General features: G+C 71.2%; 17 protein-coding genes, 2 tRNA genes and 1 pseudogene. 4 read left to right on the top strand and 16 right to left on the bottom strand.

Annotation, left to right across the window (positions count from 1 at the left end; genetic code table 11):
- Positions 1 to 82 precede the first annotated feature (82 nt).
- Positions 83 to 155 (bottom strand) — tRNA-Ala (locus ACZ4SF_RS02560).
- Between the two features lie 114 nt (positions 156 to 269).
- Here ACZ4SF_RS02560 and ACZ4SF_RS02555 point away from each other — a divergent pair.
- Complete coding sequence (locus ACZ4SF_RS02555; protein WP_468377168.1) at positions 270 to 1,481, top strand: glycosyltransferase 87 family protein; 1,212 nt, start codon at positions 270 to 272, stop codon at positions 1,479 to 1,481.
- On the opposite strand, the gene ACZ4SF_RS02550 is transcribed toward ACZ4SF_RS02555, so the two are convergent.
- The 3 genes from ACZ4SF_RS02550 to ACZ4SF_RS02540 form a co-directional block, all read right to left on the bottom strand.
- Entirely contained in the window at positions 1,471 to 1,704 is a 234-nt protein-coding gene (locus ACZ4SF_RS02550; RefSeq protein ID WP_030653820.1) for a hypothetical protein, read from the bottom strand. The two genes, ACZ4SF_RS02555 and ACZ4SF_RS02550, sit on opposite strands and share 11 nt — an antisense overlap.
- Before the next feature lie 3 nt (positions 1,705 to 1,707).
- Entirely contained in the window at positions 1,708 to 1,881 is a 174-nt protein-coding gene (locus tag ACZ4SF_RS02545) for a hypothetical protein (RefSeq protein ID WP_107051395.1), read from the bottom strand.
- 68 nt (positions 1,882 to 1,949) lie between these two features.
- Positions 1,950 to 3,314 carry an MFS transporter gene (locus ACZ4SF_RS02540; protein WP_468378278.1) on the bottom strand — a complete coding sequence of 455 codons (1,365 nt, stop codon included), beginning with the start codon at positions 3,312 to 3,314 and terminating at the stop codon, positions 1,950 to 1,952.
- Between the two features lie 294 nt (positions 3,315 to 3,608).
- Here ACZ4SF_RS02540 and ACZ4SF_RS02535 point away from each other — a divergent pair, with 294 nt between their 5' ends.
- Positions 3,609 to 4,499 carry a helix-turn-helix transcriptional regulator gene (locus ACZ4SF_RS02535; protein ID WP_468377165.1) on the top strand — a complete coding sequence of 297 codons (891 nt, stop codon included), beginning with the start codon at positions 3,609 to 3,611 and terminating at the stop codon, positions 4,497 to 4,499.
- A gap of 75 nt (positions 4,500 to 4,574) precedes the next feature.
- Here the strand turns inward: ACZ4SF_RS02535 and ACZ4SF_RS02530 are convergent.
- The 7 genes from ACZ4SF_RS02530 to ACZ4SF_RS02500 all read right to left on the bottom strand — a co-directional run bounded on the left by ACZ4SF_RS02530 (position 4,575) and on the right by ACZ4SF_RS02500 (position 8,948).
- Positions 4,575 to 4,647 (bottom strand) — tRNA-Ala (locus ACZ4SF_RS02530).
- 95 nt (positions 4,648 to 4,742) lie between these two features.
- Complete coding sequence (locus tag ACZ4SF_RS02525) at positions 4,743 to 5,411, bottom strand: histidine phosphatase family protein (protein ID WP_468377163.1); 669 nt, start codon at positions 5,409 to 5,411, stop codon at positions 4,743 to 4,745.
- Positions 5,411 to 5,854 carry a ribosome silencing factor gene (gene rsfS / locus ACZ4SF_RS02520; RefSeq protein ID WP_201830933.1) on the bottom strand — a complete coding sequence of 148 codons (444 nt, stop codon included), beginning with the start codon at positions 5,852 to 5,854 and terminating at the stop codon, positions 5,411 to 5,413. The genes ACZ4SF_RS02525 and rsfS overlap by 1 nt, the downstream gene beginning before the upstream one ends.
- A 110-nt stretch (positions 5,855 to 5,964) precedes the next feature.
- A complete protein-coding gene (locus ACZ4SF_RS02515; RefSeq protein WP_468377159.1) occupies positions 5,965 to 7,698 on the bottom strand; it encodes an LCP family protein in 1,734 nt (577 codons plus the stop codon).
- Between the two features lie 16 nt (positions 7,699 to 7,714).
- Positions 7,715 to 8,398: a nicotinate-nucleotide adenylyltransferase gene (nadD, locus tag ACZ4SF_RS02510; RefSeq protein WP_468377156.1), complete on the bottom strand. Its 684-nt coding sequence runs from the start codon at positions 8,396 to 8,398 to the stop codon at positions 7,715 to 7,717.
- A gap of 55 nt (positions 8,399 to 8,453) precedes the next feature.
- Positions 8,454 to 8,618, bottom strand: a complete 165-nt coding sequence (locus ACZ4SF_RS02505) for a hypothetical protein (protein ID WP_468377154.1) — start codon at positions 8,616 to 8,618, stop codon at positions 8,454 to 8,456.
- Positions 8,619 to 8,783: 165 nt separating this feature from the next.
- The gene (locus ACZ4SF_RS02500; protein WP_468377152.1) at positions 8,784 to 8,948 is read right to left on the bottom strand and encodes a hypothetical protein; all 165 of its coding nucleotides are present in this window, start codon (positions 8,946 to 8,948) and stop codon (positions 8,784 to 8,786) included.
- A 101-nt stretch (positions 8,949 to 9,049) separates the two neighbouring features.
- On the opposite strand from ACZ4SF_RS02500, the gene ACZ4SF_RS02495 reads away from it, so the two are divergent.
- Complete coding sequence (locus ACZ4SF_RS02495) at positions 9,050 to 10,135, top strand: M48 family metallopeptidase (RefSeq protein WP_468377149.1); 1,086 nt, start codon at positions 9,050 to 9,052, stop codon at positions 10,133 to 10,135.
- Between the two features lie 47 nt (positions 10,136 to 10,182).
- On the opposite strand, the gene ACZ4SF_RS02490 is transcribed toward ACZ4SF_RS02495, so the two are convergent.
- The 5 genes and pseudogenes from ACZ4SF_RS02490 to proB all read right to left on the bottom strand — a co-directional run.
- Positions 10,183 to 11,256, bottom strand: coding sequence for an SCO2583 family membrane protein (locus ACZ4SF_RS02490; protein ID WP_468377147.1), 1,074 nt, complete (start codon positions 11,254 to 11,256; stop codon positions 10,183 to 10,185).
- Between the two features lie 87 nt (positions 11,257 to 11,343).
- A complete protein-coding gene (locus ACZ4SF_RS02485; protein ID WP_468377144.1) occupies positions 11,344 to 11,907 on the bottom strand; it encodes an SCO2584 family spore wall biosynthesis protein in 564 nt (187 codons plus the stop codon).
- 133 nt (positions 11,908 to 12,040) lie between these two features.
- Complete coding sequence (locus ACZ4SF_RS02480; RefSeq protein WP_468377141.1) at positions 12,041 to 13,327, bottom strand: glutamate-5-semialdehyde dehydrogenase; 1,287 nt, start codon at positions 13,325 to 13,327, stop codon at positions 12,041 to 12,043.
- A gap of 150 nt (positions 13,328 to 13,477) precedes the next feature.
- Positions 13,478 to 13,903 (bottom strand): hypothetical protein, encoded by a 426-nt coding sequence (locus ACZ4SF_RS02475; RefSeq protein ID WP_468377138.1) that lies wholly within the window; start codon positions 13,901 to 13,903, stop codon positions 13,478 to 13,480.
- A 185-nt stretch (positions 13,904 to 14,088) separates the two neighbouring features.
- Positions 14,089 to 15,189: pseudogene (proB, locus tag ACZ4SF_RS02470) on the bottom strand (glutamate 5-kinase); the annotation flags it as partial.
- Between the two features lie 244 nt (positions 15,190 to 15,433).
- Between proB and ACZ4SF_RS02465 the strand changes: the two are divergent.
- Positions 15,434 to 16,843, top strand: coding sequence for a polysaccharide pyruvyl transferase family protein (locus ACZ4SF_RS02465; RefSeq protein ID WP_468377135.1), 1,410 nt, complete (start codon positions 15,434 to 15,436; stop codon positions 16,841 to 16,843).
- The last annotated feature ends 58 nt before the right edge of the window (positions 16,844 to 16,901 follow it).

The raw sequence follows: 16,901 nt of genomic DNA, 5'->3' as shown, positions 1-16,901 counted from the left end.
CCCGCCCCCGCGTTTCCCTGTGACTTCTCGTACAACACGCCGAAGGCGGACCATCCATCGGATGATCCGCCTTCGACTTCTGTGGAGCTAAGGAGAATTGAACTCCTGACCTCTTGCATGCCATGCAAGCGCTCTACCAACTGAGCTATAGCCCCTTGTTTTGTTGTTCCGCCCGGTTCCCCCGGCGACGACGTAAACATTACAGGCCCGGGGACGCAGCACCAAATCGGTTTCAGCCTCGCGTCGGTATGACAGCTAATGTCGGTTTCATGACCGTGATCGTGCCGCCCGCAGCCCACCGCCGGGTCTCGGTCGCCCTGCTGGTCTGCCTGGTGTCGTTCACGGCGTTCTGGGCCGCTCAGCGGGCCGCGCACGTGTCGATGATCGACCTGATGGTCTACCGGGCCGAGGGCGCCGCCGTGCGCGCCGGCGGCGACCTGTACGCCCTGCGGGCGACGGCGGCCCGGCTGCCCCCGACCTACCCGCCGTTCGCGGCCCTGCTGTTCACCCCGCTGCCCCTGCTGGACGTCGCGCTCCTGCGCGCGCTGGCGACGGCAGCCAATCTCGTGCTGCTGGTGCTGTTCGTGCGGCTGTCGCTGAAACTCGTCGGCCACGCGCGCGTGGAGAGCGTCTGGTGGGCCGCGGCGGCGGCCGTCTGGTGCGAGCCGGTGTGGACGACGCTGCGCTACGGCCAGGTCAACCTGCTGCTGGCCGTCCTGGTGCTGTGGGACCTGACCCGCCGCCCCGCCGGCGGGTACGACCGCTGGACAGGGCTGGGGCTGGGGCTGGCCACGGCCGTCAAGCTGACGCCCGCGCTGTTCCCGGCGTTCCTGCTCGCCACGGGCCTCGCGGCCCGGCTGGCGGGACGGGACGGGCGGCCGTGGCTGCGGCACGCGCGCGGGGCGGCCGTCGCGTTCGCCGGAGCGACGCTGCTCGCGGCGACCGTCCTGCCGTACGACTCCCGGCGGTTCTGGACGGACGTGGTGTTCCGTGCGGCTCGGGTGGGCCGCCCCGAGGACACCGCCAACCAGGCCCTGCGCGGTGTCCTGGCCCGCGTTCTGCACACACCCGACCCGGGTGCCCTCTGGGTCGTCTGCGCGGCCCTGGCGGCCGTCCTGGGCCTCGGGGTGGCCGTACGGGCGGAGTTGCGGGGGCGCCGGGCGTGGGCGGTGTGCGCCTGTGCGATCACCGCCCTGCTGATCAGCCCGGTGTCCTGGACCCACCACTGGGTGTGGTGCGTGCCACTGGTGCTCCTCCTGTGGACGCGCGGGCACCGCACGGCGGCCCTGGGCACGCTGCTGGTCTTCTGCTCGTACGCCCCGTGGGGGGTGCCGCACGGCGCCGGGCGGCCCGAACTGCACCTCGGAGCGGTGGAATTGCCGCTTTCGGCCCTCTACGCAGGAGCCGGTGCCCTCTTCCTGGCGCTGCCCCGGACATCGTTGCCGAGGACCCGCTCCGCGGCGCTCCGCGTCAAGCCGTGACGAACTGGTAGAACCGCTTGAGCGTGCAGTGCTCCTCCAGGAGCCGGCCGTAGATCGGCTCGCCCTCCAGTTCCCGGTACGTCTCGATCGGGTCGCCTTTTATGATCAGCGCCCGCGCGCATTCCTCGCACCAGTACTGGTAATCGGGATTGATCGGCTCCATGTCGCGGACGATCGGGGTACCGCTCCCGCACCAGTCGCACTTTCGCCTGTGTGCACCCATCGATCAGCTCCAGCTGTGGCCGCAGGCCGTGCACACGTAGGAGATTCCGCCGTTGTCGCCGAGAACTTGCGCCACATGCGCGGAACCGCAGGAAGGGCAGCTCAGCCGGGTGGTCGTGTCCCGTATCAACGCCGCACCGAGGAGGTGGCCGACCTCCTCGCGGATGCTCGCAGGCATCGCTACTCCTCCCGTCGGGCCGCGCCCCCTTCCGGCCGTTTGATTCTGCCACGCCCGGACCAATACGGTCAGCGACGCCTCAGTACCATTCCGGACACGGCCCCCAGCGCAGCGGTTCCGGCCAGCGCCCAGGCGCACACCGAGAACGCCTCCGCGGAGGTATACGACCCCGGCGCCCCGAATGACTCAAGCCGGTTCAGGAACAGTGTGCCGAAAGCCGCCACGCCGATCAGCTGACCCAGTTGCGCGACCGTGGCCAGCAGCCCGCTGGCGTCCGCCGCGTCCTCGGGGCGCACCGTAGCAAGCGCTCCGGTCAGCGTAGGGCTGAAGGCGAGCGCCAGACCCGCGCCCGTGCCCGCGTACCCCGCGTACAGGGCCACTCCCCCGTCACCGCCGCCGTGGAACGCGAGCCCCACGACGGCGACGGACAGCGCGGTGAGCGTGAACCCGGCCGGGGCGAGGACCCGCTGCCAGGCGGCGGGCCACTTGCGCCAGGTGAGGCTGACGGCTCCGAAGACGGCAGCGGTGGGCGCGAAGCTCAGTCCGGCCCGCAGGGCGCTGTAGCCGAGGCCGCCCTGGGCGTGCAGGGTCAGCGCGAACAGGAAGCCGGCGTTGACCGACATCACGGCGAGGATCCGGAAGACGGCGGTCCCGATGCCGGGGTGGCGCAGCACGCGGGGCGTGATGAGCGGGGTGCCGCCGCGCCGGGCCTGCCCGGCCTCGTAGCCGCAGAACAGTGCGAACAGCACCGCGGCAGCGGCCAGCGACAGCCAGGACCACAGCGGCCAGTCCTCCTCCTGTCCGAGCACCAGCGGCACCGTCAGCAGTGAGACGGCGGCACCGAGCAGCACCAGTCCGGGCAGGTCGAGCGCCCGGCCCCGCTCCCGCCCGCCCGTACGGCCGAGCGGCAGCACCCGTCGGCCCAGCACCAGCAGCAGGGCTCCCACCGGCACGTTGACCAGGAACACCGGCCGCCAGCCGGTACCGAACAGGTCGGCGCTGACCAGCACCCCGCCGGCGACCTGCCCGGCCGCCGCGCCGACGGCCAGGACGGCCGAGTAGGCGCCCAGCGCCCGCGCCCGGGCCTCTCCGGTGAAGGAACGCTGGATGAGGCTGAGCACCTGCGGGATCATCAGCGCCGAGCCCGCGCCCTGCGCCAGCCGGAACACGATCAGCTCGGTCGAGCCCTGCGCCAGCCCGCAGGCGAGCGAGGCCGCGGTGAACAGGGCCAGGCCGGCCACGTGGACCCGGCCATGGCCCAGCCGGTCACCGAGCCGGGCCCCGGTGATCATCAGCACGGAGTACGTGACGGTGTAGCCGGCGATCACCAGCTGCAGGTCGGCGCCGGAGGCGTGCAGACCGGAACCGATCGAGGGGGCCGCGACGTTCACGATGAAGACGTCGAGCGCCGCCATGAACAGGGCGGCGAGCAGGACGCCGAGCAGCAGCCGGGGCGGATTGTCAGTGGCGGGTGCTTCACTGTGGGTGACGGAGGAATCCGCACGGACGGCGCCTCGGGCGTCACTGTCAGTGGCGGATGCTTCACTGATCGCAGGAAGGGGACCGGGCTCGGCGCCCGGCCGGGTTCGGGATGTCGTCGTCATGGCGTCGAGCCTGGCGAGGGTGCGGTACCAGTGCCGAGTGCCCGCCGATGCTGGTACTGCCAGCACCTGGCAGGGGCGGGCCCGGGTGCCGACGATGAGACGGGGACGACGGGGGGCAGGACGATGGGGACGGGGACACAGCGACGCAGGCCCGAGCTGGCTTCCTTCCTGCGCGGCAGGCGGGCGCGGGTGACACCGGCCGACGTGGGGATGCCGCCGGGATTGCGGCGGCGCACGCCCGGCCTGCGCCGGGAGGAGGTCGCACAGCTCTCGGGCGTGGGCGTGACCTGGTACACCTGGCTGGAACAGGGCCGGCCGATCAACGCCTCGCCGCAGGTGCTGGACGCGGTCGCGCGCACGCTGCGACTCGATCCGCCGGAGCGGGAGCACCTGTACCGGCTGGCGGAGGTGCCGTTCGAGCCGGCTCCCGAGGGCCTGACGCGGCAGACCGGCCCGGAGGTGCAGAGGATCATCGACGCCCTGGACCCCCTGCTGGCGGTGGTCTACAACGCGCGGTACGACGTCCTGGCCGCCAACCCGGCCTACCGGGACCTGTTCGTGGTGCCCAGGACGCGCGGGCTCGGCGTTCCGAACGTGCTGTGGACCCTGTTCACGCTGGCCGAGGAGGACTGCCCGGTGGTGCACCGGGAGCGTGAGCTGCCCGTCATGGTGGCGACGCTCCGGTCCGCCTACGGCAGACACGTGGGTGAGCCGGCCTGGGAGGAGTACATACGCGCGCTGTCCGCGGTCAGCCCCTGCTTCGCCGCGCTGTGGGCGAGCGGTGAGGTGACGCCTCCGGGGCCGCGGGTGAAGACCTTCCGGCACCCGGCGGTGGGCGAGATGCGGATGACCTCGCAGTCGCTGTCCGTCGATGGGATGCCCGAGTGCCGGATCGTGGTCTACACCCCGGAGGACGTGGAGACGGGCGAGAAGATCGCGGCGCTCAGGGAGCGCAGACAGCGACTGTGGCCGCCGACGGAGGAGGAGGCCGCCGCCGCAGGCATCCTCCGGTAGAAACGGAAGATCCCGCCCCTGAGGGGGCGGGATCTTCCTCACCGATCTTTGACAACTCAACAGAGTGTCGATCAGTGGAGCTAAGGAGAATTGAACTCCTGACCTCCTGCATGCCATGCAGGCGCTCTACCAACTGAGCTATAGCCCCTGGTGTTCTTCCCGCTCGGCGGGGCGAACAAGAAGAACTTTAGCCTGTGACCTGCCGGAAAGTGAAATCCGGGGCCCCGGGGGCGGTCGGGACGGTCAGTCGTCGTCACCGAGGACGGGCTCCGGGAGGGTGCCCGCGTTGTGCTCCAGCAGGCGCCAGCCACGGGCGCCCTCGCCGAGCACGGACCAGCAGCAGTTGGACAGGCCGCCGAGGCTCTCCCAGTTCCGGGCCTCCAGGCCGAGGAGCCGGCCGATGGTGGTGCGGATGGTGCCGCCGTGACTGACGACGACGAGGGTGCCGTCCTCGGGCAGCTTCTCGGCGTGCCGCAGCACGACGGGAGCGGCACGGTCGGCGACCTCGGTCTCCAGTTCACCGCCGCCGCGGCGGACGGCCTCGCCGCGCTTCCAGGCCGCGTACTCCTCGCCGTGGCGGGCGATGATCTCGTCGTGGGTCAGCCCCTGCCAGACGCCCGCGTAGGTCTCGCGCAGGCCCTCCTCGCGGGTGACGTCGAGGCCGGTGAGGGTGGCCAGCTCGGCGGCCGTGTGCGCGGCGCGCTGCAGGTCCGAGGAGATGATCGCGTCGGGCCGCAGGGAGGCGAGCAGCCGGGCGGCGCGGCGGGCCTGGCCGATGCCGGTCTCGGTCAGTGCGACGTCCGTGGAGCCCTGGAAGCGGCGTTCCACGTTCCAGGCGGTCTGGCCGTGCCGCCACAGGATGATGCGGCGGTCCCGGCCCTTGCGGTCGGTCACCTCTCCTGTGGCGCTCATCACCACACCCCGCCAGGCTCCTGGTCGGCCTCGGCCTCCTGCAGCCGGGCGTGCTCCTCGCCCTTGCCACGGGTGGCCTTGGCGTCGGCGGGCAGCTCGATCTCCGGGCAGTCCTTCCACAGCCGCTCCAGGGCGTAGAAGACCCGCTCCTCGCTGTGCTGTACGTGGACGACGATGTCGACGTAGTCGAGCAGCACCCAGCGGGCCTCGCGGTCGCCCTCGCGGCGGACCGGCTTGGCGCCGAGTTCCTTCTGCAGGCGCTCCTCGATCTCGTCGACGATGGCCTTGACCTGGCGGTCGTTCGGCGCGGATGCCAGCAGGAAGGCGTCCGTGATCGACAGCACGTCGCTGACGTCGTAGGCGATGACGTCGTGGGCGAGCTTGTCGGCCGCCGCCTGGGCGGCGGTGTTGATGAGCTCAAGGGAACGGTCGGTGGCGGTCACTACATGGCTTTCCGTCGGCGGACTTTGACACCAAGGGTCTCACGGACCGCCCGGCACACCCCACGTGATTACGCGGGGTGCCCGGTCCCTCCGGCGCGAAGGCGGTCCGCTCAGGAGGAGGACGGCTTGTAGTCGAGGCCGAGGACCACCGAGACATCGGCACCGGAGGAGACGGTGCCCTTGGTCACGGAGCCTGCGGGCAGGCCGAGGGTCTTGGCGACCTCGGCGGCGGTCGCCTTGTGGGCGGCGTCCGCGTAGATCACCTTCGAGGTGGCCCGGGAGCCGGAGGCGCTGCCGCCCTCCAGGAAGGTGAAGCCGCCGTTGAGGAGCACGACGCGGGCCTTCTCGGTGTCGTCCTTCACCCCGGTGGCGTTCTGCACGGAGACCCGGACCGCGGAGCCCGCGTCGGGGCTCTTGGCGGTGCCGCCGAGGATGTCCTTGACCACGCTGTCGCTGGTCTGCGCGCTCAGCGTGCCGTCGGACTGCACGGGCAGCAGGGCGGTCCTGTAGTCGCCGCTCTTGGCGAGGTCGGCGAGCTTGGCGAGGAAGGCGCCGAGATCCTTGTCGGTGAGCGGCGGGTCCAGGATCTGGGCGAGCGTCTGCACGGTGACCGTGGCCGAGGACGCGTCGGAGGAGATCTTGCGCAGCACGCCCTGCATGACCTGGCCGAACCGCTCCAGCTGGGCGTTCTGCGCCTCGCCGGCGGCGCGGTGGGTCGCGTAGGCGACGGCCATCTTGCCGCTGAGGGTCTGGTCCTGGCCCTTGTGGACGAGAGGCGCGCTGCCCTTCTTCTTGGAGCCGGGGTCGGGAACATCGGCGTTGGTGTCGATCTCGATGTTGCCGACGAGGTCGACGAGGTTCTGCAGGTAGGGGGTGTCGAGCCGCCAGGTGCCCTGGATGCGGGTGCCGAGGACGGTGTCGAGCTGGTCGCGGGTGCCGGAGGCGCCGTCGTCGTCCACGGACTTGGCGAGCGTCGTGGCGGAACCGTCGTCGCCGGTCAGTCCGAGGGAGTTGGGCAGCAGGACGGTGGTGCCCTGCTCAGTGGTGGTGTTGTCGACCAGCAGCGCCGTGGAGGTGCCGCCCTTGGCGGTGTTGTGCAGGTGGACGACGATCACGTCGCGTTTCTGGGCGCCGACGGGTGTGCCGGTGCCGGCCTTGCCGCCGGAGGATGACAGACCGGGCAGTTTTCCGGCGTACCAGAGGTAGCCGACACCGCCGACCGCGACGAGGGCGAGGACGACGAGGAGGGCGATGACCCGGCTGCGGGCACGGCGGCGGGCCTCCTCGCGGCGCTCGGTGCGGTTCTCCGTGAACTTCAGCCAGTCGATGACGTCCTCGGAGTCGCCGTCCGGTTCCTCGACGAAGGCGAACTGCTCGCTGCGGTGGTCCCGTTCATCCGCGACGGGCTCGGTGTCCTCCGCAGTCCGCCGGTCCTCGGCCGGGCCGGCCTGCTGCGGGATGTAGGCGGTCTGCTCGGCGACCCGGGGTTGCTGCCCGCTGCTGGCCGCCTGCCCGTAGGGGTCGTAGCCCGTGGCGCCCTGGCTGCCGCCGGCATACGGGTCGTACGGCGCCGGGGAGCCGTACGGGTCGTACGCGGCCGGCTGCTGCGCGGAGTCGTAGGAGGGCGCCGGCGGCTGCTGGCCGGTGGCGTAGGGGTCGTAGCCGTAGCCCTGCTGCTGGGCGTACGGGTCGTAGGCCGCCTGCTGAGCCTGCGGGTTCTGCTGGACCGGAGCCTGTTGCGCCGGGACCTGCCGGTACACGGGCCGGCCGTACTCGTCGTAGCCGACGAGTTCGTACGGGCCGGCGCCGTAGCTGGCGTCCCCCGCGTCGTATCGGTCGTTCACCGGTGCCCCTCTCGGCTCACTCGCCGCGGTACAGCTCGCGCTTGTCGATGTAGCGCACGACTCCGTCCGGCACCATGTACCAGATGGGGTCTCCCTTGGCGACTCTCGCACGGCAGCCCGTGGAGGAGATGGCGAGCGCCGGCACCTCGACGAGCGAGACGCCGCCCTCCGGAAGGCCCGGGTCGGTCAGCTGGTGGCCGGGGCGGGTGACGCCGATGAAGTGCGCGAGGGAGAACAGTTCTTCCGAGTCGCGCCAGGTCAGCAGCTGGGCGAGGGCGTCCGCACCGGTGATGAAGAACAGATCGGTGTCGGGGTTGAGGGCGCGCAGGTCGCGCAGGGTGTCCACGGTGTAGGTGGGGCCGCCGCGGTCGATGTCGATGCGGCTGACGGAGAACTGCGGGTTCTCGGCGGTCGCGATGACCGTCATCAGGTAGCGGTCCTCGGCCAGGGAGACCTTGCGGTGGGACTTCTGCCACGGCTGGCCGGTCGGCACGAACACGACCTCGTCCAGCTGGAAGTGCGCGGCGACCTCGCTGGCCGCCACGAGGTGCCCGTGGTGGATCGGGTCGAACGTCCCGCCCATGACGCCCAGGCGCCGCTTGCCCGTGTGGGCAGGGCCGTTGCCCGGTCCGTACTGCCGGTGCTTCACCGCGTCGTCGGCCTCGTGCGCCGGACCGGTAGGCATGTCCTGCTCTCCCATGCGTGCAGACCCTACCGGCCCGGTCTCGGGCGTCCGGCCGGGGACGGGCTCCCGCTCAGCGGTCGCGGTTGAAGCGGGTGGTGATCCACAGCAGCAGGAGCAGGATGACCAGGGCGCCGCCGCCGGTGAGGGCCGGGTTCAGGCTGTTGTGGTTTCCGCCGTGCTCCTCGCCCTCGGCGGCAAGGGTGACCAACTGGGCTGCGGCGCTGTGGAAGCTCATCTCGTCAGGACCTATCGCGTGTGGGCGGGATAAAGATGTCGGCTCATCGTAAGCGGACGGCACTGCGGCGATCACGCCGACTCCGCCGTTGGGACGGGCGGCGCCGGGGGCCGCCCGTGGGCGGCGCCTGTTCCTCACCGGCCGGCGGGGAACTTTCGCCGCCCGTCAGTCGTCCTTCCGCTTGTAGCCGCGCAGCAGGAACCATGCGGTCAGTACACAGCCGAGGACCATGACGACGAGGACGACGCGGAGCAGGTTTCCCGCCCCGTGCTGCTGGACGGCACTGGTGGCGGCCTCGCTCAGCCAGGAGGCTGTGGGGTGGTGCTCCATGACGCGGACTCCTTGGGGTGTACTGCTCGTCCACGGTATCTCGGCCTAGGCTGGGCCCCGCCTCGGGAGCACAGGGCACTCACACGCACATGGGGGAAGACATGTCCGACGACGGCCACCAGCACACGGGGTACGAGCGCGTACCCAGCAGGCAGCGCAGGCGCTTCCCCGGTATCTCCTCACGTGCCTACGAGCACCCGGCCGACCGCTCGGCTCTGGTCGCGCTGCGCAAGCTGAGCGGGTTCGACACCGTCTTCAAGGCGCTCAGCGGGCTGCTGCCGGAGCGGAGTCTCAGGCTGCTGTTCCTGTCCGACTCGGTGCGCGTCTCCGAGCGGCAGTTCTCGCATCTGCACGACATGCTGCTGGACTCCTGTTACATCCTGGACCTGGAGAAGGTCCCGCCGATGTACGTCACGCAGGACCCGCAGCCGAACGCGATGTGCATCGGCCTGGACGAGCCGATCATCGTGGTCACCACCGGGCTGGTGGAGCTTCTCGACGAGGAGGAGATGCGGGCGGTCGTGGGGCACGAGGTGGGGCACGCCCTGTCCGGGCACTCGGTCTACCGCACGGTCCTGCTGTTCCTGACGAGCCTAGCGCTGAAGGTCGCCTGGATCCCGCTGGGCAATCTGGCGATCATGGCGATCGTCACGGCGCTGCGGGAGTGGTTCCGCAAGTCCGAGCTGTCCGCCGACCGGGCCGGGCTGCTGGTGGGCCAGGACGTCCGTGCCTCGATGCGGGGCCTGATGAAGATGGCGGGCGGCAACCATCTGCACGAGATGAACGTGGACGCGTTCCTGGAGCAGGCCGAGGAGTACGAGTCCGGGGGTGACCTGCGGGACTCGGTGCTGAAGATCCTGAACGTACTGCCCCGCTCGCACCCGTTCGCCACCATCCGGGCGGCCGAGCTGAAGAAGTGGGCCGAGTCCCGGGACTACCAGCGGATCATGGACGGGCACTACCCGCGGCGCAGCGAGGACAAGGACGCCTCCGTCAGCGACTCCTTCCGCGAGTCGGCGGCCAGCTACGCGAGCGATGTGACGACCTCCAAGGACCCGCTGATGAAGCTGGTCACCGACCTCGCGGGCGGCGCGGGGGACCTGGGCGGCCGGGTCCGGCGAGGCTTCGACGGCTTTCGCAACACCCCGCCCGGCAAGGGGGCCACACCCGACGGGGACGGCGAGTAGGAGCCGGCCGGCAAGGACCGGAGCACCTCACCCGGAAAGGCCCGCGCTCACACCTTCGGCTGGGCCCCCGTGGCCAGCGTCCCGCACAGGGCCGTCGCGCTGTCCGCCTCGTACGGGTCGGTGCCTGCGGGGCCGCCCGACCTGGCTGTCTGGCCGGCCAGGAGGGGGCGGAGGTAGGACGTGGAGTCCTCGGAGCAGGTGAGGGGGCCCGCCTGGACGTAGGACGAGACCAGCTGGACCTGGTGGGTGCGCAGATCGTCGCGGTCGAAGCGGAACGTCAGCTCGCGGCGGACCGTGAACAGGGAGGCGGGGGCGTCGGAGGCGGCGCCGGTGGGGCGCAGGGCGTAGACGAAGGTGTGGTCGGCGGTGACCTCGAGCAGCGCCGGGCCGGTCTCGGCCACGTGCATGCTGCCCTGGACGCGGATCCTGCGGTCGGCGAGCTGGGCCCGGGCGGGGTCGAGGCGGACGACCCAGCCCGTGGGGGCGTGCCGGCCGTCCGCCGCGGGGTGGTCGAAGCTCTGGTCGAACTGGTCGAGCTGGTCGGGGTCGAGCAGGGCCCGGGCGGGGTGCACCTCACGGCCGGTCAGCACCTCGGGGTCGAGCGAGGAGCGGACGAGGTAGTCCTTGACGGTGGTGAGTGCGGTCACCACCTGGCTGTCGGAGAAGTGGGCGGTGCTGCGGGAGGCGGGCAGCGGTATGCCTTCGGCGCCGATCTCGTACGGGGCGGCGGGGCTGCGGGCGTACAGCCTCTCGGCATCGGCCGCGCCGGGCACCTTGCCCTGCGGGGCGAGCGGGATGACGGTCATCCGCAGGGGCTCCACGGCGCGCCGGGCCTGCGGGGAGCTGTTGTAGTTCTGGCGGACGCCCAGGTAGATCGCGGTGCCGAAGGCGACGACGATCAGCACGGCGAGGATCAGGAGCTGCCGGGTGAGTCCGCGGTACAGGGGCGGGCGGCGGCGTACGGCGGGGGCGTGGTCGGTCATCCGCTCCGCGGCGGAGTACTCCTGGAGGCGGGCAGCGCGAACGAACGACTCGTCGAAGACGACGGATCGGTATTCGTCCTCCGCACCGCCGGGGCCGCCCTCGGGTGTCCCCTCCGGTGGGTCTCCAGGCCCGCCCATACTTTCAGAGTAGGTCTCGTGGGCCCCCGGTAAACGCCCTGCTGTGCGACAACTTCTGACAGGTTCTCACCAAGCGCCGCGGCGCTCTCAGGGGGAGGGCGGGGTGGCCGAGACGGCCGGCCGGGGGTGGTCCGCGGAGGCGCCGGGTGCGGAGGCGCTGCCCTGTTCCAGGCCGGTCGAGGTGGTGGCGGGGACCCGGTCGCGGGTGCCCGAGGAGCCTCCCCGGTAGACGGCGGCGAAGGCCAGGGCGACCATGCCGATACCCATCACGACGGCGAGGACCCAGGCCACGGGACGGTGCCAGCGGACCTGCTTGCCGAAGGGTCCGCGGTGGTCACCGAGGACGTAGGTGTCGTCCAGTTCGTCGTCGTCCGGATCTTGGCCGAATGCGCTGCCCTCGGGGCCGTAGCCGTCCTCGTAGCGCTCGCCCCGCGCGTGGGAGCGGCGGGCCTCCGCCTCGGAGGCCTCGGCTCTGGCCTGCGCGGCGGCCAGGAGGCGTTCGACGGCGGTCGGCTCGTGGACCGTGGCCGCCTGCACGAAGGCCTCGTCGAAGACCACGGAGGCGAACTCTTCGTCCGACACCCCGCGGTCGTGGTCGTCGTCGGGCTCCCAGCCGTCAGGGAACGGCGTGCCCCCCACGTCCTCCGGCACGGGTCCAGAGTAGACCTGGGGGGTCAATTTGGGCAGACGGTATGGAAATTCGTCTGACTGGTGAGACACCTTTCGGCCGCGGCGCCGGGCGCAGGGCGTGCGGGCACCGGGCGGGCGGCCGGACGGGTGACGATCAGTGGCGTACGTGCCCGTCGCCGGTGACGATGTACTTCGTGCTGGTCAGCTCCGGCAGGCCCATCGGGCCGCGGGCGTGCAGCTTCTGGGTGGAGATGCCGATCTCGGCGCCGAAGCCGAACTGGCCGCCGTCGGTGAACCGGGTGGAGGCGTTCACGGCCACGGTGGTGGAGTCGACCAGCTGGGTGAAGCGGCGGGCGGCCTGCTGGGAGGTGGTGACGATGGCCTCGGTGTGGCCGGAGGTCCACAGCCGGATGTGCTCGACGGCCCGGTCGAGGGAGTCGACGACGGCGGCGGCGATGTCGTACGAAAGGTACTCGGTCTCCCAGTCCTCGGCGGTCGCCTCGACCACGGTGGCCTTGGAGTCCTTGGCGTAGGCCATGACCCGCTCGTCGGCGTGGACGGTGACGCCGGCCTCGGCGAGGGCGTCCAGGGCGCGCGGGAGGAACTCGGCGGCGATGTCCTGGTGGACCAGGAGGGTCTCGGCGGCGTTGCAGACGCTGACCCGCTGGGCCTTGGAGTTGATCAGGATCTCGATGGCCATGTCGATGTCGGCCCGGGCGTCGACGTAGACGTGGCAGTTGCCGGTGCCGGTCTCGATCACGGGGACGGTGGACTCGTTGACCACGGTCCGGATCAGGGAGGCGCCACCGCGCGGGATGAGGACGTCGACCAGACCGCGGGCGCGCATCAGCTCGCGCACCGAGTCGCGGCTCTCGCCGGGGACCAGCTGGACGGCGTCGGCGGGGAGCCCGGCGCCGCCGACGGCGTCCCGGATCACCCGGACCAGGGCGGTGTTCGACTCGTAGGCGGAGGCGGAGCCGCGCAGCAGGGCGGCGTTGCCCGACTTCAGGCAGAGGGCGGCGGCGTCGACGGTGACGTTCGGGCGGGCCTCGTAGATGATGCCGACGACGCCGAGCGGGACGCGGACCTGCCGCAGGTCGATGCCGTTGGGGAGGGTCGAGCCGCGGACGACCTCGCCGACCGGGTCGGGCAGCTTCGCGACGTCGCGGACGTCGGAGGCGATGGCGCGGACCCGCTCGGGGGTGAGGGTGAGCCGGTCGACGATGGCCTCGCTGGTGCCGCTCTCCCGGGCCTTGGCCACGTCCTTGGCGTTGGCGTCGACGATCTCGGCGGTCCGGACCTCCAGGGCGTCGGCGATGGCGAGCAGCGCGTCGTCCTTCACGGCGCGCGGGAGCGGCGCGAGGTCGGCGGCGGCGGCCTTGGCCCGGTAGGCGGCCTGGGTGACCGGGGACATCGAGTCGTACGGCGAGAGCGAGGTCATGAGGGAAGGGTAGTGCGCGGGGCGTGGCGGTTCAGCGGTCGTCCCACACCCCGAGACACCACAAAAGGGGTGAACCTCCCGGGGCGGGGGCGGCGCCCGCCCTCGTGACCTTGCTCTTCCCGTCCCCGGTGCCCCTCGTCCTCCCCGGGCTCAGAAGGGATGCACGCCCACCGGCGTAGCCGGCCGTGGCCCGTAGCCCTCCGCGATGCGGTGGTGGTAGGTCTCGCGGTCGATGACCTCCAGGCCGACGATCTCCCAGGGCGGCAGGCCGGCGCTCTGCCGGTGCTCGCCCCACAGTCGCAGCGCAACGGCGGCGGCATCGTGCAGGTCGCGGGCCTCTTCCCAGTACCGGATCTCCGCGTGGTCGGTCGCGTATCTGCTGGTCAGCAGGAAGGGGTGGTCGTGGGCGAGCTGTTCCAGGGCCCTCCGCAGCTCCGGCAGGGGGACCTTCCTTCCGGAGACGCTGAGGGTGACGTGCCACAGCCGGGGCAGGTCCTTGGGCTCCTCATAGGTGTCCCCGGCCGCGACGCTCGTCAGAGCACCGCGGGACGTCGCCCCAGGGCGCACTCGTCTCACGACGGCCTCCTTCACGCATGCCTCGCATGCCCTCGCATGGCCCCTTGACGGAACGTGTCCCTTCAACATGTCCCTGAGACAAAGTTGAGCAGGCCGCAGGGCTCCGCGTGGCGGTTTTACGGAACGTCCCCCACCGGAGGCGTTCCTCGGGTCCCGTTTTGCGAGTGGTCTTGCGAGAGTTGCGAGTGCAGCAGGACCAGGTCGTCCCTGTGTACGACCTCGCGTTCGTACGCGGGGCCCAGCTCGCGTGCCAGCTCCCGGGTCGAACGCCCGATCAGCCGGGGGATCTCCTTGGCGTCGAAGTTGACGAGCCCCCGGGCCACCGGGCGGCCCGTCGCGTCCCGCAGCTCGACGGGGTCGCCGGCGCTGAACTCGCCCTCGACGGCGGCGATCCCGGCGGGCAGCAGCGATTTGCGGCCCTTCACGACCGCATTCACCGCCCCGTCGTCCAGGGTCAGGGCGCCCTGCGGGGTGGAGGCGTGCTGGAGCCAGAGGAGGCGGTCGGCGGAGCGTTTGCCGGTGGGGTGGAAGTAGGTGCCGGTGTCGCCGCCGGCGAGCGCGTCGGCGGCGTGGACGGCACTGGTCAGCACCACCGGGATGCCGGCGGCGGCGGCGATGGCGGCGGCCTCGACCTTGGTGGCCATGCCGCCGGTGCCGACGCCCGCCTTGCCGGCGCTGCCGATCTCGACGCCGGCGAGGTCCTCCGGGCTCTTCACTTCCGCTATCCGGGAGGTGCCGGGCTTGCTGGGGTCGCCGTCGTACACGCCGTCGACGTCGGAGAGGAGGACCAGCAGCTCGGCGTGGACGAGGTGGGCGACGAGGGCGGCGAGCCGGTCGTTGTCACCGAAGCGGATCTCGTCGGTGGCGACGGTGTCGTTCTCGTTGACGATCGGGAAAGCACCCATGGCGAGCAGCTTGTCGAGGGTGCGGGAGGCGTTGCGGTGGTGGGCGCGGCGGCTCATGTCGTCGCTGGTGAGCAGGACTTGGCCGACGCGGACGCCGTACCGGGCGAAGGAGGCGGTGTAGCGGGCGACGAGCAGGCCCTGGCCGACGCTGGCGGCGGCCTGCTGGCGGGCGAGGTCCTTGGGGCGGCGGCGCAGGCCCAGCGGGGCGAGACCGGCGGCGATGGCGCCGGAGGAGACCAGGACGATCTCCTTCTCTCCTCCGCTGCGCAGCTTGGCGAGGACGTCGACCAGCGCGTCGACGCGGTCGGCGTCCAGGCCGCCCGCGGCGGTTGTCAGCGATGACGAGCCCACCTTGACGACGATCCTGCGGGCCTCGCCCACGGCCTGCCTTGCCCTTGCCACCGTGTCCTCTGTCCCCTCGCGTGCGCTGCCGGCTGCCTGTCCGGCAATCTACGCGAAGTGGATCGGCCGGTGCGCGCCGGTCCAGTTCCCGGACAGGCGGTGCGTAGTTGTTCGCTCACCGTTCGCATACGGCAAAAAGGTTGTATTGGTTGCTTGTAGAAATTAAAACCTGTCCCAACATAAGTTGAACTTTGTGTCACCTACCGTTCGCCCCGTTCGCCCCGTGCAGCGCATCCTGCTGCGCTCGGGCAAGAGCCCGTACGACGTGCTGTCCACCGAGGAGGCACTCCACCGGGACGTCATCGCCACCAACTCCGGCAACCTGATCTTCAGTGATGCCGCGCACAAGATCCTGCAGACGCCGGACACCGAGGTCGTCTCCAACGGCATCGGTACGGATCTGTCGGCCGCGGCGCGGATCAACGAGGAGTTCGACGCGTTCGTCGTGCCGCTCGCCAACGCCTTCCGGCCGTCGTTCGAGGGCCGGCTGAAGCGGCTGACCCGGTTGATCGGCAAACTGCGGATCCCCGTGGTGGTGCTGGGCGTCGGTGCGCAGACCGGGCTGAGCTACGATCCGGCGCGGCTGAAGCCGATGGAACAGACCGTGCGCGAGTTCTGTGCGGCGGTGCTGGACCACAGCGCCTCCATCGGGGTGCGCGGTGAGTTCACCGAGCAGTACCTGCGTGACATGGGCTTCCGCGATGTGGAGGTCATCGGCTGCCCGTCCCTGTTCCTGTACGGCCGCGAGCTCGACGTACGCAAGCGGGTGCCCGAGCTGACCGCGGACGCGCGGATCGCGGTGAACGGTTCACACAGTGCGGTGCAGAAGCAGGGCCTGGACCGGATCATCGCCCGTGCCCACGCCCGCCACCCGAACCTGTGCTTCATCGGCCAGAACCTCAGCGACGCACGGCAGCTGCACTGGCGCGACCTCAGCGACCCGAACGCCCGTGTGACGGTGATTCCGACGCACCCGGAACACCCGATGTACCGGGAGGGCAAGGTGCGGGTGTACGTCGATCCGGTCACCTGGATCGACGACCTGCGGTCCTACGACTTCTCCTTCGGCTCCCGCATCCACGGCAACATCGCGGCGCTGCTCGCGGGGACGCCCGCGACGGTGCTGTGCGGGGACTCGCGCACGCTGGAGCTGTGCCGCTACTTCGAGATCCCGCACCGGCGGCTGAACGAGGTCGCGAAGGACCCGGAAGCGGCGGATCCGGTCCGGCTGTACGAGCAGGCGGACCTGAGCGGGCTGGTCGGGGGACACCAGGAACGCTTCGACCGGTTCGTGGGGTTCCTGGACAAGAACGGACTGCGGAACACCTTCACGCACGGAGACGGTGGCGCGGACTTCGACGAGCGCATGCGGTCGCTGGCGTTCCCGCCGGGCATCCGGCCGTGGAACGACACCGACCTCGCCTCGCTGAGCAGCCGGTTCGGCTGGCTGCACACCCAGGTGAGCGAACTCACCCAGGACAACGCCCAGTTGCGGCGTGAGCTGGCGAAGGCGCAGAAGGTGCGGCAGAAGGCCGCGGCGGCGATACCGGCCCCCGCCGCGTCCGTCTACCGCCGCGCGCGGCGCGTGGTGGGCCGTCCCCTGCGGCGCGCGCTGCAGTCCGGCCGGCAGTAGCCTCCGGCGGCAACGGGTCCCGGGCTCATCCGGCCGGGACCCGTCATGCAGGCAGTGG

This window comes from Streptomyces sp. NPDC027663, from assembly GCF_055566415.1.
This window is presented reverse-complemented; position numbering and strand designations above follow the sequence as displayed.